Here is a 25,913-nt window from a genome sequence, read left to right on the forward strand (position 1 = left end):
CTTATCAAATTGCAGGTAAGAAAAGACACTCGGAAATGAAAAGCATTTTTATATCGACGCTCAAAAAATTGTGGAAGAGTAAAACCGGCACTGTTGGTTTTATTATTGTTATAAGTATCTGTTTAATGGCTGCGTTTGCACCTTTACTAGCTCCTTATAATCCATATAAAATTAATGTGACTGAAATGTTAATACCACCGTTTTGGATAGATGGGGGCAGTTTTGCACATATTCTTGGGACGGACAATCTTGGCCGTGATATGTTAAGTAGGCTCATTTATGGTTCTCGAATATCTATTATTGTTGGTATACTTTCGGTTGTTCTGGCAGGATTCATAGGTGTACTATTCGGTCTTATAGCGGGGTATTATGGAGGATTAGTTGATAATATAGTAATGAGATTAGTAGATTCTTTTTTATCTGTTCCAACTATCTTGTTTTGTTTAGTATTTCTAACAGTATTAAATCCTGGAATAGCTACATTGATTTTCGTAATAGGTATTACAAGTTGGGTAATGTATGCGAGATTGGTTAGAAGTGAGACGTTGAGCATACGTGAACGGGAGTATGTAAAAGCAGCTAGGACAATGGGTGTTTCGGATTTCAAAATTATTACTCGTCACATTTTTCCTAATGTGGTTTCATCTGTAATTGTTATTTCTACTTTAAGTGTTGCTTCAGCGATAATTACGGAATCATCACTAAGTTTTTTAGGATTGGGTATCCAGCCACCAACTATTTCATGGGGGATAATGTTAAGTGAGGGAAGAGAATATTTAGCCACAAGTTGGTGGTTATCGACGTTTCCCGGGATAGCAATAACATTGACCGTTCTAGGTATTATATTCTTAGGAGAGTGGTTGCGAGACTTGCTAGACCCTAGATCTAGTAGAGTGAAATCTTAAAAGGAGGAGTTTTTCATGACTAAGCTACTAGAGGTAAATGACTTAAAGACACACTTTTTTACTGACAATGGAATAATTCCATCGGTTGACGGTGTTTCTTTTTCAATAAATAAAGGGCAAACAACAGCGATTGTTGGTGAATCAGGCTGTGGAAAAAGTGTAACTTCTTATTCAATAATGAGATTGCTTGATTCACCAGGAAAAATTGTGAGTGGTCAGGTATTATTTGAGGGACAGGATTTAACAAAGGTGAAGGAAAAACATATGAGATCTATTAGGGGTAATGATATTTCGATGATTTTCCAAGATCCATTGTCTTCTTTAAATCCCGTTATTAAAATTGGTAAGCAACTTTCGGAAACTTTAATTCTGCACCAAGGGTTATCCAAAGGTAAAGCTAAGTTACAAAGCATTCAAATGTTAACAAAGGTGGGTATTCCGAGGGCTGAACAAGTTTATAAGTCTTACCCCCATGAATTAAGCGGTGGTATGAGACAGCGTGTAATGATTGCAATGTCTTTATCTTGTAATCCGAAACTTCTAATAGCTGACGAACCAACTACTGCGTTAGATGTAACCATACAAGCCCAAATTTTAAGGTTAATGAAAAATCTAAGTTCTGACTTTCAAACATCCATCTTATTAATAACACATGATTTAGGTGTTGTTGCTGAATTGGCAGATAGGGTAATTGTCATGTATGCAGGTCAGGTTGTAGAAGAAACAGATGTCTATACGTTATTTTCAGAACCTAAACACCCATATACTAAGGGACTTTTAAGTAGTACCCCAAAACTTAATGAAGATGAAGAAGATCTCGAATCTATTCAGGGGAATGTACCTTCCCCGTCGAATAAACCTAGTGGATGTTATTTTCATCCAAGGTGTCCGGTAGCAAAGGATATTTGTAGGAAAGACATGCCGGCTTTAAAAGATTTCAGTAATTCCTCTAAGGTCAGATGTTGGCTTTATGAAGAAGCAGGGGAGGATATGACACATGCAGGAAACTATTAATAAAAATGCAGATCCAAAAATTGCGATGACTCAATTACTAAAATTAGAAAATGTAAAGAAGCATTTTGATGTCGGTGGATATCTTTTAAAAAAGAACAAAGAATACCTGAAAGCTGTAGATGGTGTAAGTTTAACAGTTAACCAAGGTGAGACACTAGGAATAGTTGGTGAATCGGGATGTGGTAAATCTACCTTGGGGAATCTAATTATGGGCTTATTAAAACCTACTGAAGGGAACATATTTTTTGAGGATACAAATATATCTTCAATGAAGGAAAAGGATTTGAAAAATAGACGTTCTGACTTCCAAATGATTTTTCAAGACCCTTTTTCTTCCCTAAATCCTCGGATGCGCGTTTTTGATATAATTGCAGAACCTCTAATTACACATAAAGTTATAAACAAAGATAACTTAAAAAAGCGAGTGTTTGAATTAATGGAGGATGTAGGTTTAGATACCTCATATTCTAATCGGTTTCCACATGAATTTAGTGGAGGACAAAGGCAGAGGATAGGGATAGCGCGAGCATTAACTTTAAAACCTAAATTAATTGTCTGTGATGAACCAGTGTCTGCATTAGATGTATCTATTCAATCGCAGATATTGAACTTACTATCTACCCTACAAAAAAGGCATAATTTAACTTTTATTTTTATTGCACACGGACTGCCCGCGGTCAAACATATCAGTGATCGCATTGGTGTTATGTATCTAGGGAATATTGTTGAATTAACAACAAAAGAGCAGTTATTTAAACAGCCTATGCATCCATATACTGCTGGGCTCTTATCTTCACAACCCATTTCCGATCCAAGTATGAGATCAGATAGAAAAGAAGAATATATGGAAGGAGATATTCCTAGTCCGGTAAATCCACCTAAGGGTTGTAAGTTTCATACCAGGTGTCCTTATGCTACGGATAAATGTAAAGAGGAGGTTCCATCTCTTACAGAAAAAGATACCGGGCATTTAGTAGCTTGTCATTATCCTTTACTAGAACCATAGAAAAGAGTCATGAACGCATGGCTCTTTTCATATGTTCTGCAAAATCATTTACAGTAGTTAATTGGAGTGAAGATTCTCTGAAGATTAACCAAGTTTTCCGGTAGATTAATTGATTGTTTTCCATTTTTAAATCATATGAGTAAAAAGAGTCATTATTAGTCAAACACGATTTCGGAATGATAGAATATCCTAGGTTATTTTGGACCATTTCTTTACATGTTTCCACCTTATCAACTTCCATACTTGTCATAGGAGGGGATTTGAATTTTTCCTGCCACCAGTTCTCAATCAGTTCAGATAATGGATTCGCTGGCTTTTGTGTTTTCCTAATTAAGTTGTTCGGTTGATAAGAAATCATCGGTAAGAATGGCAACTCTTTTAAATTAATTGGCTTTTTTGAAATAATTGATATAGGATCTTGGTTCAGAAGGACTTTTTTTTCAAGCCATTTATAATTACCTGTAATAATACCAATTTGTATTTCGTTTTTCTCTAGCAATTGTACAATCTCGGAACTCCATCCAGTATTAACTTTAACTTGTACTTTTGGATGTAATTCAAGAAATTTCCTCACCAGCGGCGGAAGCTTATACAATGCAAAATTACTTGAGACACCAATACGTAGACGGCCTTGCGTATCATTTTTAATCGTTTTAATATAATCCTTCATTTTACTTAATTCAAGAAGAGTGTTTTTGGAGAATTCTACCAAGTACTCCCCTTCAGGTGTGAAACGAATTTTGTTTCCTTCTCGATTAATAATCTTAATGGTATACTCTTTTTCGATTTGCCGTAGTCTATAGGATATGGCGGGTTGAGAAAGATATAAACGATCAGCTGCATTGGTCATATTCTGTTCTTCATGAAGAGTGACTAATAATAAGCAATCTTGTTCTTTCACTGTCCAATCACTCCTCCATTAAATATGTGGGTTGGCTAAATGAATTAGTCTTTGAACTTAACCATTAAGGTTCTTCTGTTTAATAAGACAATAAGATTCTTGTCAAACAAGGTATAGGATTAATCAGAAAGTCCTCGCCAATTATTAAAATTATATCATAATATTATAATTATTATATTCAAGATAAAATTTAAGCTAACTCGGGGTGCCTGATTTCACTTCTCAATATATTAGGCTGTCAGCCAAAGTTCACGAAATAAACCACTTTCAATAACAGTTTCACTTTTTTAACTACTTTTTTATAAATTATTAATTACAAATCTGTAAAAGGACTTATAAATTTCGAAATTGAAGCTACTGTAACAAACAAAAAATCAGCAGGAGCACAATTCAAATTGCCTCCTACTGATCTATTTTAAGCCAAAGTAGTTTTCTTTAACGAACCGGCTGCTTTTACTCGAATTCTAGTGGCATTGCCAGTTAGGTATGCGAGAGGAACATCTTCTAGGTCAACAATTACTAGATCGTCTGGGTCAGCACCTGCTATAATTGCTTCTTCCTGTGCCATGTTTTTCGCTTTTTCTATTGTTTTATCTCGGCCAAGTTCATCCATTGAAAAGATTTTCTCAATTTGACCACTTACTTGAGAAATAGCTGATCCAATGGCATTTGCTACCCCAAAGTTATTCGGGCAAATGACCTCGGAAGCCCCTTTTAGTGTATCAGGAAGCAAAATACTTCCACCACCAACTAAGATAACTGGTATTGGTTCTGCACTTGTTTTCATTTTATCTAGTGCTTCTTCAAGCCTATTCACCATTTTTGCGTATATTTTTTCTAACAAATCAGTATCCAAGTGGGATACTCTTGATGCATCGCCAAGGTCTGCTTTTCCTAATGCAACAACAATGTCAGTGGTAGTTAACGTGTTACCACCAAAAATAAGTGCTTCTTCTGTTAGTCGATAGCCAACGCTGCCTGGACCAATTTGAAATGTATTATCTTCGTCAAGTTGGATAATGGTACCGCCACCAAGGCCTACAGACATAATATCTGGCATACGAAAATTTGTACGAACCCCACCGATTTCTACAGCTAGTGATGATTGACGCGGAAATGAATTTGTTAGAACGCCAATATCGGTTGTTGTTCCACCTACATCAATAACTAGCGCGTCCGATATATTTGTTAAATAAGATGCTCCACGCAAACTGTTTGTTGGCCCACAAGCAATGGTTAGGATTGGATATCGTACCGTATATTCAACTGACATAAGTGTTCCATCATTTTGACCGAAAAAGACTTTCGCATGAATGCCTTCTTCTTTCAATGCATTTACAAATCCATTTGCAGTTGTTCTTGCAACATTTACGATTGCTGCATTCAAAATGGTTGCATTTTCTCTTTCTAGAAGCCCGACATTTCCAATTTCGCTAGATAAAGAAATAGCTACTTCATCACCAAGAACTTCTTGTAATATTTCAGATGTGCGCTGTTCATGCTCATTTGTTACAGGAGAGAAAACAGATGTTACAGCGATGGAATCTACTTTTCCTTTCACTTCATTTGCAATTCGGTATATATCCGACTCATCAAGTTCGATGATTTCACGACCATCAAATTCATGGCCACCCCGTACAATATACATATGTTTTCCTAAAATAGCCTTAAGATCTTCTGGCACTCCTACTAGTGGTTTTATCGCTAGTGTAGCAGGTGCTCCAATACGTATAACTGCAATTTTATTAAGACGTTTTCGCTCGACGATTGCATTTGTACAATGCGTTGTACCGAGCATCGCATAATCGATATCTCGAGCAGGGACATTAGAAGAAGCTACTACTTCTTTTAATGCGTTATATATTCCGCTGCTCACATCAGCAGAAGTAGGAGTTTTCGTTTCCGCAATAACGTTATATGCCTCATCTAAAACGACTGCATCTGTATGTGTTCCACCTACGTCAATTCCAATTCGATAGCTTGTCATTTTATTCTTCCCCCTTGTTTATAAGTTCTTCAACTGGAACGAAGTCGATATCATAACCGAAATATCGGGGGCCAGTTGCTTCAATACCTTTTTCAGTACGCCATTTAGCGTCGCAAGGCAATCCTACAACGACACAACGAGCCCCGTATCGCAAGCCTTCTGTAGTAATTGGCATTCCAGTATCCGAATCCAGTACAGCAATTAGATCTGGTGTCATGCATAACGTTTTTTCTTTCGTTTCCGCTAGTAAATGTTCGTTTTGAAATTTTAGGTATAGTTCTTCATTTTGATAGTTTTCCATTCCTTCGATTGTAGCTATACCACGTGCAAAGCCGGTTTCCGTTTTACGGTCGATGTCGGTTACTTTTCCTTTGAACAATGTGTACCCGTTCGTAAGCTTTAACACTTCGGAAACTGCATCATAGTTATTCAGTTTAGCTTCACGAATGGTTTGGCCTATTTTTTCTTCCAGTTGCAGGATATTGTGAATAGCGCTTTGTTTTACTGTTTTTCCGTCCATTGGATAAATGGAAAGCATGACAGATCCACCCATTTCGATGGTCGCACTACGAGCAATTCGCTCTGCCCATACATTGTTTATGGTATTAAGTACCGTATTATTTCCTTTTTCATCCGCTAGAACCATTGGTGTAGCTGATACGCCGTCTAAATAAAAAGTTACCATTTGTAGTTCAGGAAAAGCTCTGCCCATTCCATCCGCATCGATAACAGGCAAACCTAACTGTGCAGCTAAGACAAAAGGTAATAATGAATTTACGCCACCTGCTTCGATAGGCATGGTTGCATAAATTTCTTTACCCATGTACGTCTGTAATGCTTTAAAGGCACCAATCGCTTCTTCACCACTTGGTATTTTTTCAATCATAACAGTTGGCGCTCCCATCATTGCGGATGGAACCACAAGTGCATCGTCAGGTACTTCATCAACGGATAATAATTTAATAGGTCCATTTTCTTCAATAGCTTGTAATGCCATTAATTTACCTATATATGGATCACCGCCACCACCGGTACCTAAAAGAGCAGCACCAATTGCGATATCTTCTATTTCTTGCTTGCCTATTAATCTCATGAAACTTTTCCTCCTTTTGTGTTTGGTTTCGTAATCGATTCCTTATTCGTACGATTAATTAGTTTTCCCAAGATAAGTTGTAGTCCGAAAGCAACTAGAAATGCGTCAAGGCCCGATGCTCCTGTTAGCGTAAACAAACCAAATCCATTTGGGGCAGGTATAGTCATAAATGCTACCAGTGCAGCTATTACCCATACATTAATACCGACTATTTCCACATTTTTTGTTTCTCCGAGCTTTTCAAAACTATATTTTTTACGGTTTACCATGAAGTCTGCAACATATATTCCTCCAATAGGTGGGATTAATGCACTTAAAAAATTCAAGAAAGGAATAAAATTGTCATATATACCAGCGACTGCCATTCCCGTGCCGATAAAACCGGCTATAACCGTTAATATGGACTTAGGGACTTTCTGGAAAATCACTGAAAATCCAAGTGCGGAAGAATATAGATTGTTATCATTTGTTGTCCACTGCGCTAGTATTAAAACGAGCAGTGCAGCCGTTCCCCAACCGAGGCCTAGCATAATCTCAACGATATCAACTTGAGTTGTTGCTTTTGCTAGAACTACAGCAATAATTAAAACAATACTAAACCCTACAAAATATGCCATGAAAGATGAGATGATTGCATCTTTAGTAGAATGTGCATATCGGGAAATATCCGGTCCGATAATGGCGCCTATTGCTAGTGAACCAATGATCAACGATATTGCAGTTCCAAGTGTTAGTGGGTCCCCAATAATAGGTGCTTTAATTACTTCCTCAAAGTTAGTACTATTCATTACTTTTATTAGAGAACTAATTAATAAGATTGCCAAAAGAGGTACTGCTAGTAAACTTAATTTTTCAATTGCTTTATACCCGATAAATGCTGTTGTAGTCATTAATAGTCCACCAATGAGAACTAGAATTAGTGGGGGAATATTAATACTTAAACCATCAATTAAAATATTGTGTAAGCTTGCTCCGAATAAATCAAGCTGAACGCCAAACCATCCAAATAAGGCAATTGCAATAATGATTGAAACCGCATAAGATCCGTACTTACCTAAGGCAAATCTAGAAACGAGAGCTGTTGGCAAACCTGTCTTCGCTCCCACAACACAGCATAGCGCACTAAGTACTGCCAAAACGAATGAACCGACAAATGAAGCAATAATGGCTTGTGAAAACGATAATCCAGCACCCAATGCTCCTCCTAGAACAATAGCCGATAATGCTACAATTGCTCCCATCCAGACAAATGATAGTTTCAACCATCCTTTTCGTTTATCTTGTGGTACCGGTTCAAGTTCATAATCTTTAACTAGACTAAATCGATTTTTCATTTTCTATTCCTCCCAACTTTTTACTATTATTTGGTGTATTTTTCTTCAAGCTCCAGAAATAAGGTATGAATCATTTGATCAGCCAATTCTACCTGCTCGGTAAAATCCTTGCCTTCATACAATTTTATCCCCCAAAAAACACCATTCCCGATGAGAACCCATTGCTTAATTACACGATCCACCTCGCATGATGACATCAGCGGGTAGCTTTTTTTTAAGAAGGATCCCAGTGATTCTACAAGCCAATCATTGATGTGTAACATATGATTATTCAGATGTTCATTAATTTTTGGTATAGGTGATGTAACGAGGGAGATATATGCAGTTGTACGCTGCTCATCTCCCTTATGATGAGCGACAATACCATGGAGCAAAGCAGAGAAAATTTGATTAACAGGACTGTTTTTATTATTGTTTAAAACGCTCTCCATTTGCCTGAAATGATCATCTAGTAGTTGCTGAAATGCTGCGATAAACAATGTTTCCTTATTTTCATAAAAAAAGTAAATGGACGCAGGCTTTATTCCAACCTCTGTTGCAATTTTCCTCATTGTTGCTCCGTGATATCCGTGTATAGAATACTGATTTAAAGCTGCATCGATCAGCTTATTTTTCATTTATTTTCACCACCTAACGATTGTTAGGTAATTATAAAAGCTAAATATATAGAAGTCAATGTATTTTTTGATAATTCACTGAAGGTTGAATGTTTGGTTTTGTTTTGGGGTGTGGGTGTTGATGGTTGCTGTGGGTTAAACAATTAATAAACGACCAATACAATTTAACCTTTAAAAAGGTTTTTTTCTATTTTTGTCGAATAATTATATGAATCAACAAAAAGGTGGGTTAATCATTGAATACTCTTGAATTCATTTCATCCATAATTAAATCTATTGCTTGGCCTAGTGTGATAATAGTTATAATCATAACTTTAAGAAAACCTCTTCAAAAATTACTCTATAATATCAACAAGGTAACGTACAGCAATGTTGCAATTGAATTTACGGAAGAGCTTGAAGCGGCAAAACAGAATCTTGAAAAAGCCAAACCGGTTTTCACCCTTAACAATAATCAAGATAAAAGTTTTAATAAAAGAGAAAATGAAATTATTGAAGTTGCAAAAATATCTCCGTCTGCTTCTATTACAATGTCTTGGTTAATGGTTGAAGAAGCAATTAATCAAACTATTAATCATGAGTTCCAAGATGGAGAGATAGAAGCACCTCTACAAAGTATTCAGTTTCTTAAGGAGCAAGGAATAATTAGTTCAGAAATTGAAGTTATACTGAATAAATTGAGAAGATTAAGAAATAGCGCTGTACATGGGAATCTCAACGAAAAGCTACCCTACTCAGCAGCAATCGAATACTTTGGACTCGCAAAAAATATGAAAGATATATTGGGGTCAGACCCCGAAAAATAATCTGTATAGATGACATCAAAACCTCAATATGTAATAATAGATTTGTTGAAATATGCAACAAATGAGGGATGGGAAATGATAAAGGTACTTCTAATTGCACCATACCAAGGGCTAGCTGAAACAGCTAAGAAAGTGAATATACCGGATGACATTCAATTGGATGTAACGATAGCTAACCTAGAAGAAGGCGTTAGAGTAGCGCAATTAGCGGAAAAACAAGGGTATGAGTTAATCATTAGTCGTGGTGGAACTGCCACTATGATTCAGGATGTCGTTTCGATACCAGTGGTTCATATAGATATAACCGGATATGATATGTTACGTGTTTTCACTCTCATTCGTGGAATTAAGAAAGGGGTAGCTCTTGTTGGTTTTGCGAATATTTCTCAGGGTGCAGCCACTATATGCAACATATTAGAATTTGATGTAAAAATGATTACGATTAAATCTAGGGATGAAGTGAGAGGACACTTGGAGAAGTTAAAACAACAAGGTTACTCTGTGGTAATTGGCGATGTTATCACTGTTCAAGTTGCTGAGCAGGTCGGGTTGCGCGGGGTTTTAATTACTTCCGGAAAAGAAGCAGTTACAGATGCTTTTGAAGAGGGAAAGCGAGTATATAACTTTTTTCGTCGAGTGAATAATCAATTTTACTATTTTCAGGAGACCTTCAATTCTATGCCTTTCCCAGTTATTTTACTTAATAAAGATGGTGAAATAATTGAAAAAAACTTAATGTACGAACAAGCTATTCAGAGTCATGAAATCGTAAAGTCACCCACTATTTCAACGATAATCAAGAAAGTTCTAGAAAATGAAACGAACCAATGGGCTGAACTAGAAGGTGAAAATAATATATACGAAATACAAGCCTTTTTGGTAAGTAAGTCAGAGGCTATTGTAGGGATAAACATTCATTCTTCAGTACTTAAAACACATATTAAAGCTGTTAAAATTATTGGCAATCCTGTGCATATCCCGATTATTGGGGAAAGTGACCAGGCTAGACGTATAAGAGAGGCTGTGCAACAATATGCACACATGGACGGTTCAGTGTGTATTATTGGGGAGTCAGGGACAGGTAAATATACGGTTGCACAAGAGATACATTTTGAAAGATATGGGCAAGATGCACCTATTATGGTTATAGAGGGAAGTCACTTAACAAATGAAACCTCAGAAATAAATAACATCCAATCAAAGTTGTTAGCTATAAAGCATGGCACTCTTATCCTAAGAGATATAGATTCAATACCTTTTGAAATACAGGATTCCATTCAAAACCTACTAAATCATATACCAAGTACGATGAAAGTTATCGTTCTTGCAAAAGAATCGCTGGATAAACTCGTGTATGAAGGAACATTTGATGAGATTCTTTATCACAAAGTTTCTAAATACTCCTTACATCTTTCACCATTGCAAGAGAGGAAGGAAGATATTGGAGCTTTTGTCGATTACTTTTTAACTGAATTTCATGCGGAAAACGGTGATGAAACAGTGGGGATGAAACAAGAAGCAGCTAACTATCTTATGCAGTTTGATTGGTTGGGTAATCTATCGCAGTTTAAAAAGGCGGTTAAGGAATTAAGTATGATGACGACAGCGAATTACATAGAGCTTTCTCACGTCGAGGAATTAATGAGTAAATATGAACGGAATAAAGATAAAAATGAGCGCATATCACTCGATGGAACATTGCAAGAAATTGAACAAAAAGTAATAAAACAGGTATTGCAAGAAGAGGGGAATAATCAATCAAAAGCAGCAACCAGGTTGGGTATTAATCGTTCCACGTTATGGCGCAAGTTGAAGCAATGATTTCATTTAGATTAACGTAATAGTAACAGTCTTTTTAGAGGATCCTGAGTAGGGTTCTCTTTTTTGTTTCAAAATGCAACACTTATAAGGAAGTTTAAATAGAATTGAAATTGTTTTTATAAAAAAGCGCGAAATATGTTGCATTTTTTATCAATATATTTTAATATTATATGTGAAAACGCTTTACTTTTTAATTTATGTTTAATTTTTAAACGTTATTATAACGAGGGGGATAAAAATGAAGATCAAAGCGACATTAGAACGAATTCCAGGTGGTATGATGGTGGTGCCGTTGTTGCTTGCTGCAACACTGAATACGATTGCACCTGATTTACTTCGGATTGGAAACTTTACACAGGCATTATTTGTAGATGGGGCAAACACGTTAATTGCACTATTTTTATTATGTACAGGAGCACAAATTAATTTTCGTAATGTAGGGGTTAGCCTTGGTAAAGGTGCAACATTGTTAACAACGAAATGGGTAGTAGGTGCATCTATTGGTCTAATTGCCTACATGTTTGCTGGAAATGATGGTCTATGGTTAGGCCTAGCGCCAATTGCAATTATTGCTGCTATGACCAATAGTAATGGGGGCTTGTATGTAGCGCTTGTTGGTCAGTATGGTGATAAAACAGACCGCGCGGCGTACTCGTTGCTGGCGTTAAATGATGGTCCATTCTTTACGATGGTAGCTTTATCTATTTTCGGCGCTATGGGCTTTGTTGATGGGTTGTTTTCTTTCGTTTCATTTGTCGCCGTGTTATTACCGATTATTGTTGGTATGGTATTAGGTAACTTAGATGAGGAAATGAGAGCATTCTTAGATAAAGGAAGTTCCATGTTAATACCATTCTTTGCCTTTGCATTAGGTATGGGAATTGACTTTGGTGCCATTATTGAAGGTGGATTAACTGGTATTATTCTTGGTTTAGCTACCGTATTTTTAACTGGTACAGCAGGTTATTTTGTATTTAAAGCATTTAAATGGAATCCGATTGCAGGAGCTGCTGAAGGTTCTACAGCAGGGAACGCAGTAGCAACCCCAGCAGCAATTGCCGTTGCAAGTGCAAGCTTTGCTTCTCATGTTGATCTGGCTACAGTACAAGTAGCTGCATCTACAGTGACAACAGCTATTTTGCTACCGATATATATAGCATTTCTGGTTAAACGCCTAGAGAAAAAAGGTGTAAAAATTCCAGATGACTATGTAGTTGAATAGCTTTAAAAGAATGCACCTTATATAAATTTGTTAATAAATGAGGAATCAACATGAAACAACTTATAGGAATTATCGCAGACGATTTAACTGGAGCAAATGATAGTGGGGTTCAGCTTACAGAAAAAGGTATTAACACCTCTGTTCTGTTTGATATCCCGCAAGATCAAGATAACGTTGATAGTGGGATTGTCATAGATACTAATTCACGTGCGCTGTCTAAAGAAGACGCAGCTTCTGTGACAAAGCAGGCGGGTCAATTCTTAAAACAAGCAGGCTATTTAACTATTTATAAAAAGATGGATTCAACTTTGAGGGGACACATTGGAACCGAGTTGCACGCCCTTTATGATGTTTTTAAACCGGAATTTGTATTTATCGCTCCTGCTTTTCCTCCACTTGGGAGAACGACGAAAGATGGCTTTCATTATGTCAACGGAGAAAAAATAGCAGAAACAGAAATATCCAAAGATCCGAAGCATCCAGTTACTGAATCGTTTATCCCAGCTATAGTCGAAAAGGAAATCGGACAAACGGTTGGATTAGTGAAAAAAGTAGATGTTGAAGGAAGCTTATCTGTTTTTCAAGAAAAAATTAATAACTTTAGGGAAAATGATATAAACTACATTGTTTGTGATGCGGAAACACAGGAAGATTTACAAAAAGCCGCGCAAAAAATGGCTGCCGTTTCAGATAATGTTGTTTGGGCCGGATCGGCTGGTTTAGCAGAGGTGCTTCCAGAAGTTTTGGAGATTAGTCAAAAGACGGATAAACGCTCATTTTCTAAATCTAGTCGGGTCATGACGGTTTGTGGAAGTTTATCACAGGTAACCCAGAATCAAGTGAAATATGTGACGAGACAACCAAAAGTAACAGCTGTAGAATTGGGTACACTAAAGGTTTTTGAGGATGATTGGAAAACGCTTCGTCAGGACGTTATTAAAGCTATTCTTGAAGGATTAGAAAAAGGGAATGATATTGTTTTGTATGTTCCTTCTAATCAAGACGTTAGAGAACAAGTGAAGCAATCAGGAAAAAGCCTTGGTTTAACAGTTAACCAAATAGGTGAACGTATTTCTACGGCTATTGGTGAAATCGTGGCAACCGTAACAGAAACAAACACAGATCTGACGGGATTGGTACTGACAGGTGGCGATACGGCAAAAGATACATCGCGTCATTTAGGAGGAATAGGGTTCCGTTTAATTAAGCAAGTTGAAGCGGGAATTCCATTAGGTACATTAATCGGTGCGGATAGGGAATATATAGTCGTAACAAAAGCAGGGGCATTCGGAAAAGAAGAGTCGATTTATAATGCCATGCAGGAATTGAAGGGAGTTCATGATAATGAGTAAAAAGCCAATTGTTGGTATTACGATGGGCGACGCATCAGGAGTAGGGCCAGAGATTATTGTAAAAGGTCTGCAAAGCAAACATGTATATGAACAATCGCGTCCTATTGTAATAGGTGATTCAAAAATGTTAGAACGCGCTGCAGATATTTTAGAGATTGATGTAACAATTAAGGTACTAGGTAACAATTCTGAGTTCACAACAACATATGGGGAAATAGCTTGTTATGATATGAACTTACTTCCTGAAGACCTTCCGTTTGGACAGGTTTCTTCAGAGGCTGGGCATGCTGCATTTGAATACTTGCGAACTGCCATTGAACTTGCGAATAATGGTCGAATTGATGCAATTTGTACAGCGCCATTGAACAAGGAAGCATTGCATAAAGGTGGTCATATTTATCCAGGTCATACAGAGATTTTGGCTGAGCTGACGGACACAAAAGACTTTTCTATGATGTTGTCTTCACCTAAATTAAAGGTAATTCATGTAACTACACATGTTGGTATTATTGATGCAATTAACATGATTGAGCCAGAACGTGTTTATAATGTCATTCGATTAGCGCATGAAACGCTTACGAATTCTGGGATTGAACAGCCAAAGATTGGTGTATGTGGAATTAATCCTCACGCCGGTGAAAATGGGTTATTTGGTTACGGAGAAGAGGAAGAAAAAATCATCCCAGCTATTGAGCGTGCAACGAAAGAAGGAATAAATGTTGAAGGCCCACTTCCTGCAGACACGTTATTTTTCCGGGCACAACGTGGTGACTTTGATATCGTGGTTGCTATGTATCATGATCAAGGTCACGGACCAATTAAGGTTTTGGGACTGGAAGCCGGAGTGAATATAACAGTTGGTTTGCCGATAATTCGGACAAGTGTTGATCATGGTACTGCCTTTGATATTGCTGGTAAAGGTGTAGTAGATGAAAGAAGTATGTTAGAAGCATTGAGACAAGCGATTGAGTTGGCGCCTGGGAGGTAGATTGTTTTGGTGCCTGTCACTTCCCACTTTTCGTCGAATTTTGTCGAAAAGTAGTATTGAAATTAAAGGCTGTTAGAACTAGTGGGTATAAATTATTGCCACTAGAACTAGCAGCTTTTTTTGTTGGGTTGTGTCTATTAATGAAAATTAATTTTTCTTCCTATACCATCCCGGTATTTTCTTATTTTTGTCTAAGGAGAATCCAATTTTAGATACCAACATGATAAGATTCTACTATTTCCTGAAACGAAACGGAATCGAGTGACTTACCATACTTGGTTTTCAGTATAGCCCTTTCCACTTGTTCTGTTCTAACCTTTTTCTTTCCGTTCCAGTAATACGAATCAATCAATACATGCGGTCGGTTTTCTGGACGGCTCAACTCATAAATATTGAGTGATGGAACAGATTCAAAGCATCCCCATAAGGACTAGGAATTGAAAATATAATTGAAGTTTAATTTGCGGATGTATTCAAACATGATATTGATATTAAATGCGGGACAGGTGGACAGGAAAATTTGTCCCAGATTAGTTAGGAAAGCAGGTATATTGAAAAGTTAAGTTTTCGTGGTTTGAAAGCTCAATAAAAGTAGGTTCGCAATGATAAAATAGTTAATCGCTAAAGCAAATATAAAAGCATAAAGAGGTTTCATCCAGTTGTTATGCAGTCAATAAATTGGTAATAAAGTCCCACTGAAAATAGGTAGAATTGTTTAAAAATTCTAGTTATGTTATAGTAATAAATGTTGTATGATTCGACAATGTATATTCTATCATTCTATTACTTTGTGGATTCATACAATACCGTAAAAAGGGGGGATCTTATGGAAGACTTTGCATTGTCGGGTGCTACTTGGTTTTGGCTATTTGTACCGATGCCAATATTACTAATTTTATCTACCATCACTTTATTTACTGAGAGGAGAGAAAAGTAAAATATGGATACAGCCACGTTGATAACATTTATAGTTTATTTACTGGGTATGCTAGCTATTGGATTTTTTGCATATCGTTTAACGAATAATTTATCAGATTATGTTCTTGGAGGAAGAAAGCTAGGGCCAGGTGTTGCGGCATTAAGTGCTGGGGCATCAGATATGAGCAGTTGGTTACTACTAGGTTTACCAGGTGCTGTTTATGCTTCCGGTATGGGAGGAGCTTGGCTTGCAGTGGGGCTTGCAATCGGTGCCTACTTAAATTGGCAATTTGTTGCTAAGCGTTTAAGAATTTATACTGAAGTTTCTAATGACTCAATTACGATTCCGGACTTTTTAGAAAATCGTTTCCGCGATACATCTCATTTATTACGTGTCATTTCCGCAATTGTAACCTTGATATTCTTCACTTTTTATACATCATCAGGCATGGTTGGTGGCGCAAAGCTATTTGAAGCGTCATTTGGTCTATCATACGATCAGGCACTTTGGATCGGCGCAATAGTTATCGTATCCTATACATTCTTAGGTGGATTCCTTGCTGTAAGTTGGACAGACTTTATCCAAGGTATTCTAATGTTCGTGGCACTAATTGTTGTCCCAATTCGAGCTATTTCTGTCGTTGGTGGTTGGGATGCAACTATTGACGCAGTAGGTAATATCTCACCAGGACATTTAAACATGGTGGCTGGTGTTGGTACAATCGGTATTCTATCTTCCTTAGCATGGGGACTGGGTTACTTTGGTCAGCCTCATATTCTAGTTCGTTTTATGGCTTTACGTTCACCTAAAGATGTACCAAAAGCACGTTTCATTGGTATGACTTGGATGATTCTAGGATTATATGGAGCAATATTTGTAGGTATTGCGGGTCTTGCTTTTATTAGCACACAAGACGCTGCCTTATTATCTCAACTTGGTGCTAATGTAATAACGAATGATGCTGGTGTCCAAATGCTGGCCGATCCAGAAAAAGTCTTTATTGCATTTTCACAAATCTTGTTTGATCCAATCATCGCAGGTATTTTATTAGCAGCTATTCTGTCTGCCATCATGAGTACAATTGATTCTCAATTACTAGTATCATCTTCTGCAGTAGCGGAGGATTTCTATAAAGCAATCCTACGTAAAAATGCATCTGAACGTGAATTAGTATGGGTAGGCCGCGCAGCCGTTGGTATTATTGCATTAATTGCTACACTTCTTGCAACAAACCCAGAAAGCTCAGTATTAGAACTAGTTAGTTATGCATGGGCAGGTTTCGGTGGTGCTTTTGGTCCAACTATTCTTTTAGCGCTATTCTGGAAAGGTACTACAAGAAATGGTGCTTTAGCCGGTATTATTGTTGGTGCTATAACTGTTATTGTATGGGGAGGATTCCTATCAGGAGGAATCTTTGATCTTTATGAAATCGTCCCTGCTTTCTTACTCAACTTAATTGTTGCCGTAGTAGTAAGTAATTTAGGTGAAAAACCATCTGCTGAAATTGAAGCAGAGTACGATGAGACAATTAGTAGAATGTAGGTTCTAGGTATAGAAAAGTCCTTCTCGGTTTTCGGGAAGGGCTTTTTTGGTTGGTGGTAGTGCCTGTCACCTCCTATTTTTTGTCGATTTTTGTCGGTTAGCTTTCTAGTAATGACAGACTACTGAGATTATTGTAGAGTAGAAGAATCATAAGGAAACTGGGTGAGCGGATCTATGGTTAAGATTTACATTCTTTTGTTATTGGTTATGTTGATGTGGGGTCTAAATGTATCGGCATTAAAGGTTCTGGTTGATGCAGTTGACCCGATGTTGCTGACGTCGTTTCGAATCATGGTGGCAGGGATTGTTGTTTTGGTGATTTGTTCTGTGATGGGGATATTCAGGTTACCTCTCAAGCATGAGTGGCTTATCATTTTTTACATAGCTGTTTTTAATGTTATTTTACATCATTCGCTAGTCGCAGTTGGTATAGAGATGACAACCGGTATAAACGCGGCGTTAATTTTGGGGATGATGCCACTCGTTACAATGATGATGGCTGTGATGATTTTGCGTCAGCGTGTTACGTGGATAAGGGTCTCTGGCTTCATTCTTGGTTTTATAGGTATTGTTGTGACGACCCTGACCGGTGCTGATGGGCTGTCGGCTGTCTCGTTAGGTGATCTTATCATATTTTTGGGCGTTGTCGTGCAAGGATTTAGTTTCGTATTGATTAGTAAACTGAAGCCGACATTTGACCCACGGCTGGCGACCGGGTACATGCTTGTACTTGGAGCGATTTTCATCTTTTTGTTGAGTCAGGCTTTTGGATCTGGAATTCAGGAGATTACTTATTTGTTTGATTGGAAGCTGGGATCAGTCTTTTTATTCAGCGCAGTTTTAGCATCAGCGTTTGGACATATGACTTATAACTACGCCATTAAAAAGGTAGGGCCAGCTGAAGCGGCAATTTTTATTAATCTGAACACACTTTTTGCGATTGCTGGAGCATCTATCTTTTTAAATGAGGTCATTACGATGAATCATGTGATTGGATTTATGTTAATTTTGAGCGGTGTGTTTGTTGGAACTGGTGCAGTGGAGTATGTGGTTTCTAAGAGGAGGGGGAGAGGAGTGTAAGGAGTGCTAAGCGCATGCTGCATGGGGACAGGTTTATTGTCCCATAAATGAATATGATACTTTTTATCCGAACTCCTGTCCCTTTGTCCCCCATTGTCCCGCCATTGAAACAGGCTAAAGGTAAATTTAGATTTAAAAAGTATTTGACTTCTACAAGTATAGGCTTTATAATTTATTTTAATTTCAGAAAACATAAAAATTTTGGTAGCTACAGATATATTTGAAAGATAACTATTAATTAATATTGAACCTAACTTTCCCACTTGTAGTGTAAAATGGTAACGCTTACATAGGAAGAGGTGAAGCTATTCATTTACCAATTAAAATTTTATAAAAGATTTCTGTCGTCGTATTAGTGAAATGGTGTTTCACATAATGAAATGCGGGGGGTGTATTTTTAAATGATTAAAAACTTATAAATTCTTATCCAGCGGTAGGGTTGGATAATGGGGAAGTAAGTTCTATTGATTAAATCTTTTTTCATAATTCATTTAAAAATAGAAAGAGGGAGGATTATAAAATGAGAGACGAAGTAAGGGTAAGTAATAATCTTAGTGAGGCACACACGTTACCATCATGGCTTTATACAGACCCGGAAGTGTTAGAGGTTGAAAAAAAGGAGCTTTTCAGTAAATCCTGGCAATATGTAGGACATGTAAGTGAATTTAAAAACGCTGGGGATTACAAAACAACCGAAATAGCAGGGAAATCGGTTTTCGTAACTGTAGGTAACGATGGGGAAATTCGCTCCTTTTATAATGTATGTTCCCATAGAGCTGCAAAGTTAGTAGAGGGTGAAGGAAATAAACCAGTACTAATCTGTCCCTATCATGCATGGTCATACCGATTAGATGGATCGCTGAACCGAGCTCCAAATATGAAAGGTGTCGATAATTTTAATAAGGGGGACTTTTGTCTAAATGACGTTAGATTAGAAATTTTTGAGTCATTTATATTTGTTAATTTAGATCCTCATGCAGAACCAATGTCTACAGTATTTAAGGGGTTATTCGATCATGTGAAACGTTTTAATTTAGATCAGTTTAACAAGGCACGTGTGAAAGAAACGGTTTGCCATTCTAATTGGAAAGTAGGCATTGACAATTATTTAGAATGCGATCATTGTCCGCTCGTTCATAAATCACTCACTTCTAAGGTAGATATGAATCAGTACCACGAAGAGATTTATGACCGTTTTTCTTATCAAAGCACCCCTTTAAATGGAATTACTGGTGATTTTGAATTAGGTGAAGGCGGAAGGTATTATTGGTTGTATCCTAATATGTGGTTCTCTTTTGATCCCGGATCACCGAATGTATCTATTCATCAGTCAATCCCGATAGATCATAAAACAACAAAGTACGTCTATACAACATTTTTTATGAAAGAAACTACTACTAAAGAAGAAGAAGAATTAATGGCTGTTGATGAAGATGTTCGCCAAGAAGATAAGGATATTTGTGAGATTGTTCAAAAAGGGTTGGAAACGGGTGTATATAAACAAGGAAGGTTTTCACTTACCGAAAACTGTGTTCATCATTTTCATTTATTGATGCAAAATAACCTAGAAAACATTCTCCCATTAGAGAAGGGGAAATCATTAAGTTGACAACGAAGACGTTAAAACCATCCAGAGTTTACTAAATTTAAAGGAAGATGGTGTGAACTTATGAGTACTAATGAAGAGAACCCTCCTCAATTAAAACGTCAGATGAAGAGTAGACACTTATTTATGATTTCACTTGGGGGTGTAATCGGTACAGGTTTATTTTTAGGCTCAGGGTTTGCGATTGGTGAAGCAGGACCACTTGGTGCAATTTTGGCCTACCTTGTTGGTGGCTTACTTATGTACTTAGCAATGGTATGTCTTGGCGAATTATCAGTTATCATGCCGGTTTCAGGTTCTTTTCAGGCTCATGCTTCGAAATTTATTGGTCCTGCGACGGGATTTGTCATTGGTTGGGTGTATTGGTTGAGCTGGGCCCTTTATGTGGGTCTGGAGTTTATTGCTGCAGGACTAATAATGGGGAGATGGTTCCCCGATGTACCTGTATGGATTTGGTGTGCATTATTTATTGTACTTCTTTTTGCGATTAATTCCTTAAACACGAAAAACTTTGCTGAAACTGAATTTTGGTTTGCGGGGATAAAGATCTTAGCAGTTCTTTTATTCATTGGAATTGGCTTTTGTGCAGTTTTTGGGGTAATAACTATGGACGGAGCAGCAACACCATACCTATCTAATATAACCAATGATGGTATCTTCCCTACAGGAGTAACCGGAGTATTTATTGTAATGATGACTGTAATTTATGCATTCCAAGGATCTGAAATTATGGGGGTTGCAGCGGGAGAAACGGAAGACCCAGGAAAAAATATACCTAGGGCAATTCGGGCAATTGTGTTTCGGGTACTGGTGTTTTATATATTGGCTGTATTTGTTTTGTCAGCAATTGTACCGTGGGATCAGGCCGGTGTCCTCGAAAGTCCTTTTGTAACGGTATTAGATTTAATTGGCATTCCTTATGCAGCAGATATTATGAACTTTATCATACTAACTGCTATTCTCTCTGTAGGAAATACAGGTTTATACGCTTGTACTAGAATTCTTTATTCCCTTTCTAATGAGGGAAAGGCACATCCTGCCTTTGGAAAACTAAACAAGCATGGTATTCCAATATATGCTTTACTAGTTACATTGGGTTTTGCCCTCCTGTCTTTGCTAACTAGTATCATTGCTGAGTCTACATTATTTGTATTACTACTTTCTGTTAGTGGTATCGGAGGCACAATAACCTGGATGGCAATTGCTTTTTCTCAGTATAGATTTCGTAAACAATTTGTTAGGGCTGGTGGGAAAGTAAAAGATTTGGAATATCGGGTTCGTTTATTCCCATTTACCCCGATACTTTGTATGGTTATTTGTTTGTTTCTATTTATTTTCACCGCATTTGACCCTACCCAACGAGTATCACTGTTTCTTGGTTTTAGTTTCATAGGGTTATGTTATCTCTACTATTATATTAGGTATACACGAAAAGGGAAAAACGTTAGGCCTTCTAATGACCAGCTTGATGAATTAATTAAAAAACAGGGATAAGGGAATTGGAAATACAAAAGCTAGTTAGGATTGTTTTGTTTGGTGGAACTCTGAATAAAAGCTACCAGGGCTAATGTGCATTATTTATTGCCATTAGACCTAGTAGCTTTTTTTTGTAAGGGTCAAATTCCACGTACCTAAAATCCACTTGAAAGATCATTGTGGTATACCTTCACAGAGTTTACTGCGGTTGATAAACTAAAGGAGACAGCGCGATGAATTCGGGCGTTCAGTATGTTACGGATTTATGGCCTGCTAATTCCGGATGAATTTTTTCGAAAGGAGATATGCAAATGTCGAAACAGATTTTGGAAAATGATTGGAAGCCGTTGTTGAATGAGGAATTTAAGAAACCGTATTACGTGGAATTACGTGCATTTTTGAAAGACGAATATAATAAACATACCGTGTATCCGCAAATGGATGATATTTTCAATGCACTTCATTTCACCCCTTTCCATAACGTAAAGGTGGTTATGCTTGGACAAGATCCCTACCATGGTCCGGATCAGGCTCACGGGTTGAGTTTTTCTGTGAAACCAGGTGTAGCTGTACCACCATCTCTAAAAAATATTTTCCGAGAAATGAAAGATGACGTTGGTTGTCCTATGCCTGAAGATGGTTACCTAGCTGGTTGGGCGAACCAGGGTGTGTTATTGCTGAATACAGTGATGACTGTGAGAAAAGGACAAGCCCACTCTCATCAAGGAATGGGATGGGAGAAATTCACAGATCGGGTAATTACATTATTGAATGAAAAGGATACGCCTGTTGTTTACATTCTGTGGGGGCGTGCTGCACAAAACAAAGAAGCACTAATTGATACAGATAAACATTATTTGATTAAGGCTCCGCACCCGAGTCCTCTGTCCGCGCATCGGGGTTTCTTTGGTAGCAAGCCTTTTTCCAAAACCAATCAATTACTAAAACAAATTGGATATGACGGTATTCACTGGGGAGCGGTGAAGGGAGATTGAAGTAAATAAATGTTTATTAATTAATGGAAGGGGAAAATAAACACCAAGAGGCAAGGGTAGACGATTACCTTTATCTATAAGAAATAGCTAATTTTAAGGAGGAGATTATAGTGAAACCAGTAGTAAAAGAATTTCAAGATGATACTCAATTAATGTCCGAAGTGAAAATCCTATCTGCACAAGGTGTGGAAAAAGATGACTTATATGTGATCTCTCATGATTCCGACCGTACGGACAGAGTTGCAGATAAGGTAGAAGCCAACAAAGTCGGTATCAATGAAGAAGGAATCGGCAACGCTGTAGGAAATATTTTTCGCAAAAAAGGGGACGAGCTACGGGTGAAATTTGAAGAGCTCGGATTTACTCAGGATGAAGCAAATGAATTGGAAGAGAAATTAGATCATGGCAAAATTTTGTTAATTAATAAAAATCCTAATAAGTAGTAAAAATTATTATAGAAACCAGCAGATTCGGGTAGTGTATCGGTTCTGATAGCTGCTTGATGTGTTCCAAAGTCAACTCTGGTCATTGACACAACTCTTTGGCATCAGTGTGGCATAAAAAAACAATTCGATGTAATAGGTTATATACCCTTTTCATGAAAGCAGGTACCTGTCACCCGAAACAATTCTGTATAGTTTCGAGTGACAGGTACTTTTATATTTACTCACAAGGTCTCCCCTCAACCCATTCCAACTCACCATCCGTTAAATCCATCACAATACTAAATACGGTATCAATTTCTTCACGCTCAGATTGCTTTGGCAGACTATGACGGCAAATTGAATCAGGAAAATGATCATGATTAGAAAGAATCTGAAATAGATCACCCTTTGTACTATTTTTACCGTCTAGTTGGTCTAAGAGACTATTAATTGTTGTAAGACGAGTAAAAGAGTTAGAAAGTGCTTCTTCAACGATTCTCTCTTTCAGACCTGCAGAACAAATGTGATTGGTGTGGGTTACTATCCCGCGATCGGAAGTTATTTTTCCAGTGTATACAGGCGAAACTTCCATTCCAATCGCTTCTTCTGACTTAGACGCAATTAAGAAATGGGCGGCTGATGCCATTTGATTATTATCTACTTTTGAAATTGCTTCTTTTAATGAAGACGATTCGAGTACAGCCCTGAGCCCTAGATGAATTGGGACTTTGGGCTGCCATGTATCCGTTACTAGTGCATTTAGGCATACGCCAAGCCCCGCGCTGTTACTACCTATTTTTCCGATGATGCCAGCTTCGGTGACCATTTGTATGGAAGGTAATCCTGCCTGTTCAATATTCAGTTGAACAAGGGCGTCTAGTTGGGAACCTTTCCAATCCCAATTCTGAGCCAGCCACGTTTTTGATGATTTTGGTTTGGTTAATGCAAAAGAAGTACATCCGTCAGGTGCAGTTATTAGTGCGATTTCGCTTCTTGCATTAATTGCTAAAATATCTTCAAAGCTTACGCCAGCACCTTTAGCTAGACCTTCCATTTCCTCTAGGTAATTTGAATTGTATGTTTCAATTGCCTGTAAGTGTAGTAATCCTTTTTCTTTGGAATCCTTCCATGACATTGCAGCTTTTTGATGAAACATTCTTTCATACGTTTCTAATGTACGATGAACCTTCTCTTTTGCGTTTTCACCGTGTGTAAATCCTATTTGATAGGATGATCCACTTAATTCTAGAATGTGTTTTTCGCTTTTTTTATTCATAAACAAACGCCTCCAATTGTGCCTGTTTGAGGGGACAGTATCCGTTTCGGACGATGAACCTGTCTGGGGCTACTGAAAAAGTTAAATGTAATACAAAATATGAGAATCTACCATCGCATCTTCGAATATACTGCGCTTTCCGCGGGCGAGTGTCGAGCCTCCTCGGACTGCCGTCCTGCGGGGTCTCGCCGATCTCTTACTTCCCGCAGGATAAGGAATGCTCCCCTGAAAAGGCATCGCACGAAGAAAAAGTGCTTTTCTTTTTCGAGGAGTCTCCGTATATTCGAGATGCTAAAGTTAAGGTAAAAAGTTAAATTTTTAAAATCCACCGCTTTTTCAGTGGCCTCAAACCTGTCCTATTTCCTGGGACGATGAACCTGTCCCCTTTGTCCCATTTATTTAGTCAGATGCTCTAGTGTTTTCAAAACTGTGTTTGTTAGAATTTCTACACCTGGTATTAACATTTTATGGTCAAATGACATATTCGGGTGATGTAAACCTGGTTTCAAATCACAACCTAATCCAAGAACGGATGCTTTTATGTGGTTCTTTTTCAATGTGTAAAAGTGAAAGTCTTCACTACCAGTTGTGATCAAAGGGTCCACTAAGTTTTCTTTACCCAATACTTTCGTTATCGATTCGGCCATAAATTCTTGTGCTTGAGGATCCACGATTGCTGATGCCATCATTGATTCAATGGATAAATTAATAGGTACATGATAATAATCAGAAACGGATTGAACAGCTTCTTGAACAGAAGTAGTCAATTTCTCAATCATTTCATTGGTTTGTGCCCGCATATCAATACTAAAGCTTGCATTTCCTGGTATAATATTCGAACTTTCACCGCCAGCGAGAAATTTAGTGAATTTTACGGAATGCGGAATTAACGGGTCTATATGAATATGATTTAACTTTTGAACTAATTCTGTTCCTACTTCAATTGCGTTCACACCGAGATGAGGTCGTGCCCCATGGGTATCCTCACCTTGAATTACTCCCGTTATATGTCTTGCTGCCCCATGTAAGAGTGCGGGGGTTGCCATGCCATTTTCTACTTCCTGAACAGGGCGCAAGTGGACGCCGTATAAATAATCTACGTCATCAACAACGTTTTCTTCAATCATTTTTAGTGCACCAGTACCCTTTTCTTCGGCTGGTTGAAAGATAAAACGAATGGTTCCATTTGGGATTTCACCCATTTCTTTAATAGATAAAAGGACTCCAAGTACCATTGTCATATGAGAATCGTGCCCACAGGAATGATTTGCTTGGAATTCCCCATTCACTTCTTGCCAGAGTGCATCCAAATCTGCACGGATAGCCACAACTGGTTTACCATTTCCGATTTCTCCAATTACACCTGTACAATCAGTAAACGTACGTACACGACAGCCGTTCTCCTTTAAGATATTTTCAATGTATTTTGTCGTTTCTATCTCTTTCCAACTTATTTCAGGATGCGTGTGTAGGTGTTCAAAAATTTCCATTACCTTAGTTTCAATCGTATTTTTTTCCATAATAATTAGATCTCCTTTATTGATATGA

The 25,913-nt window shown here is 37.6% G+C and carries 21 protein-coding genes; 14 read left to right on the forward strand and 7 right to left on the reverse strand.

Going from position 1 to position 25,913, the window contains the following annotated elements; all coding sequences use genetic code 11:
* The first annotated feature begins 35 nt into the window (after window positions 1-35).
* From CFK40_RS04915 to CFK40_RS04925, 3 genes are read left to right on the forward strand one after another with little or no spacing between them, the layout of a single operon-like run.
* Window positions 36-905: an ABC transporter permease gene (locus CFK40_RS04915; protein ID WP_405196584.1), complete on the forward strand. Its 870-nt coding sequence runs from the start codon at window positions 36-38 to the stop codon at window positions 903-905.
* 15 nt (window positions 906-920) lie between these two features.
* On the forward strand, window positions 921-1,919 hold the full coding sequence (locus CFK40_RS04920; protein ID WP_089531109.1) for an ABC transporter ATP-binding protein: 999 nt from the start codon (window positions 921-923) through the stop codon (window positions 1,917-1,919).
* Window positions 1,903-2,925, forward strand: a complete 1,023-nt coding sequence (locus tag CFK40_RS04925; protein WP_227001865.1) for an ABC transporter ATP-binding protein — start codon at window positions 1,903-1,905, stop codon at window positions 2,923-2,925. The genes CFK40_RS04920 and CFK40_RS04925 overlap by 17 nt, the downstream gene beginning before the upstream one ends.
* Window positions 2,926-2,932: 7 nt before the next feature.
* On the opposite strand, the gene CFK40_RS04930 is transcribed toward CFK40_RS04925, so the two are convergent.
* The 5 genes from CFK40_RS04930 to CFK40_RS04950 all read right to left on the reverse strand — a co-directional run bounded on the left by CFK40_RS04930 (window position 2,933) and on the right by CFK40_RS04950 (window position 8,857).
* The gene (locus tag CFK40_RS04930) at window positions 2,933-3,826 is read right to left on the reverse strand and encodes a LysR family transcriptional regulator (RefSeq protein WP_089531111.1); all 894 of its coding nucleotides are present in this window, start codon (window positions 3,824-3,826) and stop codon (window positions 2,933-2,935) included.
* Between the two features lie 415 nt (window positions 3,827-4,241).
* Window positions 4,242-5,813, reverse strand: a complete 1,572-nt coding sequence (locus tag CFK40_RS04935) for a hydantoinase/oxoprolinase family protein (RefSeq protein WP_089531113.1) — start codon at window positions 5,811-5,813, stop codon at window positions 4,242-4,244.
* Between the two features lies 1 nt (window position 5,814).
* The gene (locus CFK40_RS04940) at window positions 5,815-6,906 is read right to left on the reverse strand and encodes an S-methyl thiohydantoin desulfurase family protein (protein WP_089531115.1); all 1,092 of its coding nucleotides are present in this window, start codon (window positions 6,904-6,906) and stop codon (window positions 5,815-5,817) included.
* Window positions 6,903-8,240 carry a purine-cytosine permease family protein gene (locus tag CFK40_RS04945; RefSeq protein WP_089531117.1) on the reverse strand — a complete coding sequence of 446 codons (1,338 nt, stop codon included), beginning with the start codon at window positions 8,238-8,240 and terminating at the stop codon, window positions 6,903-6,905. Before CFK40_RS04945 ends, CFK40_RS04940 begins: the two co-directional genes overlap by 4 nt.
* A gap of 26 nt (window positions 8,241-8,266) precedes the next feature.
* Complete coding sequence (locus tag CFK40_RS04950) at window positions 8,267-8,857, reverse strand: TetR/AcrR family transcriptional regulator (RefSeq protein ID WP_089531119.1); 591 nt, start codon at window positions 8,855-8,857, stop codon at window positions 8,267-8,269.
* A gap of 236 nt (window positions 8,858-9,093) precedes the next feature.
* Here CFK40_RS04950 and CFK40_RS04955 point away from each other — a divergent pair, with 236 nt between their 5' ends.
* The 11 genes from CFK40_RS04955 (at window position 9,094) to CFK40_RS05005 (ending at window position 23,107) form a co-directional block, all read left to right on the forward strand.
* Window positions 9,094-9,663, forward strand: coding sequence for a hypothetical protein (locus tag CFK40_RS04955; protein WP_089531121.1), 570 nt, complete (start codon window positions 9,094-9,096; stop codon window positions 9,661-9,663).
* A gap of 75 nt (window positions 9,664-9,738) precedes the next feature.
* Window positions 9,739-11,484 (forward strand): PrpR N-terminal domain-containing protein, encoded by a 1,746-nt coding sequence (locus tag CFK40_RS04960; protein ID WP_161493834.1) that lies wholly within the window; start codon window positions 9,739-9,741, stop codon window positions 11,482-11,484.
* 238 nt (window positions 11,485-11,722) lie between these two features.
* Window positions 11,723-12,706, forward strand: coding sequence for a 2-keto-3-deoxygluconate permease (locus CFK40_RS04965; RefSeq protein ID WP_089531125.1), 984 nt, complete (start codon window positions 11,723-11,725; stop codon window positions 12,704-12,706).
* Between the two features lie 50 nt (window positions 12,707-12,756).
* Window positions 12,757-14,058 (forward strand): four-carbon acid sugar kinase family protein, encoded by a 1,302-nt coding sequence (locus CFK40_RS04970; RefSeq protein ID WP_089531127.1) that lies wholly within the window; start codon window positions 12,757-12,759, stop codon window positions 14,056-14,058.
* Window positions 14,051-15,046, forward strand: coding sequence for a 4-hydroxythreonine-4-phosphate dehydrogenase PdxA (pdxA, locus tag CFK40_RS04975; RefSeq protein WP_089531129.1), 996 nt, complete (start codon window positions 14,051-14,053; stop codon window positions 15,044-15,046). The genes CFK40_RS04970 and pdxA overlap by 8 nt, the downstream gene beginning before the upstream one ends.
* A 940-nt stretch (window positions 15,047-15,986) precedes the next feature.
* Entirely contained in the window at window positions 15,987-17,507 is a 1,521-nt protein-coding gene (gene putP, locus CFK40_RS04980; RefSeq protein ID WP_089531131.1) for a sodium/proline symporter PutP, read from the forward strand.
* Between the two features lie 174 nt (window positions 17,508-17,681).
* On the forward strand, window positions 17,682-18,587 hold the full coding sequence (locus tag CFK40_RS04985; RefSeq protein ID WP_089531133.1) for a DMT family transporter: 906 nt from the start codon (window positions 17,682-17,684) through the stop codon (window positions 18,585-18,587).
* Window positions 18,588-19,107: 520 nt separating this feature from the next.
* Complete coding sequence (locus tag CFK40_RS04990) at window positions 19,108-20,196, forward strand: aromatic ring-hydroxylating oxygenase subunit alpha (RefSeq protein ID WP_089531135.1); 1,089 nt, start codon at window positions 19,108-19,110, stop codon at window positions 20,194-20,196.
* Between the two features lie 60 nt (window positions 20,197-20,256).
* On the forward strand, window positions 20,257-21,687 hold the full coding sequence (locus tag CFK40_RS04995; protein WP_089531137.1) for an amino acid permease: 1,431 nt from the start codon (window positions 20,257-20,259) through the stop codon (window positions 21,685-21,687).
* A 293-nt stretch (window positions 21,688-21,980) separates the two neighbouring features.
* Complete coding sequence (locus CFK40_RS05000) at window positions 21,981-22,664, forward strand: uracil-DNA glycosylase (RefSeq protein WP_089531139.1); 684 nt, start codon at window positions 21,981-21,983, stop codon at window positions 22,662-22,664.
* A 110-nt stretch (window positions 22,665-22,774) separates the two neighbouring features.
* Entirely contained in the window at window positions 22,775-23,107 is a 333-nt protein-coding gene (locus tag CFK40_RS05005) for a YflT domain-containing protein (protein WP_089531141.1), read from the forward strand.
* A gap of 220 nt (window positions 23,108-23,327) precedes the next feature.
* Here CFK40_RS05005 and CFK40_RS05010 read toward each other — a convergent pair whose 3' ends face one another.
* Window positions 23,328-24,365: a C45 family autoproteolytic acyltransferase/hydrolase gene (locus tag CFK40_RS05010; protein WP_227001866.1), complete on the reverse strand. Its 1,038-nt coding sequence runs from the start codon at window positions 24,363-24,365 to the stop codon at window positions 23,328-23,330.
* Window positions 24,366-24,760: 395 nt separating this feature from the next.
* Complete coding sequence (locus CFK40_RS05015; protein ID WP_089531143.1) at window positions 24,761-25,885, reverse strand: M20 peptidase aminoacylase family protein; 1,125 nt, start codon at window positions 25,883-25,885, stop codon at window positions 24,761-24,763.
* Between the last annotated feature and the right edge of the window lie 28 nt (window positions 25,886-25,913).

It is taken from the genome of Virgibacillus necropolis, from assembly GCF_002224365.1.
GTDB classification, from domain to species: domain Bacteria; phylum Bacillota; class Bacilli; order Bacillales; family Amphibacillaceae; genus Virgibacillus_F; species Virgibacillus_F necropolis.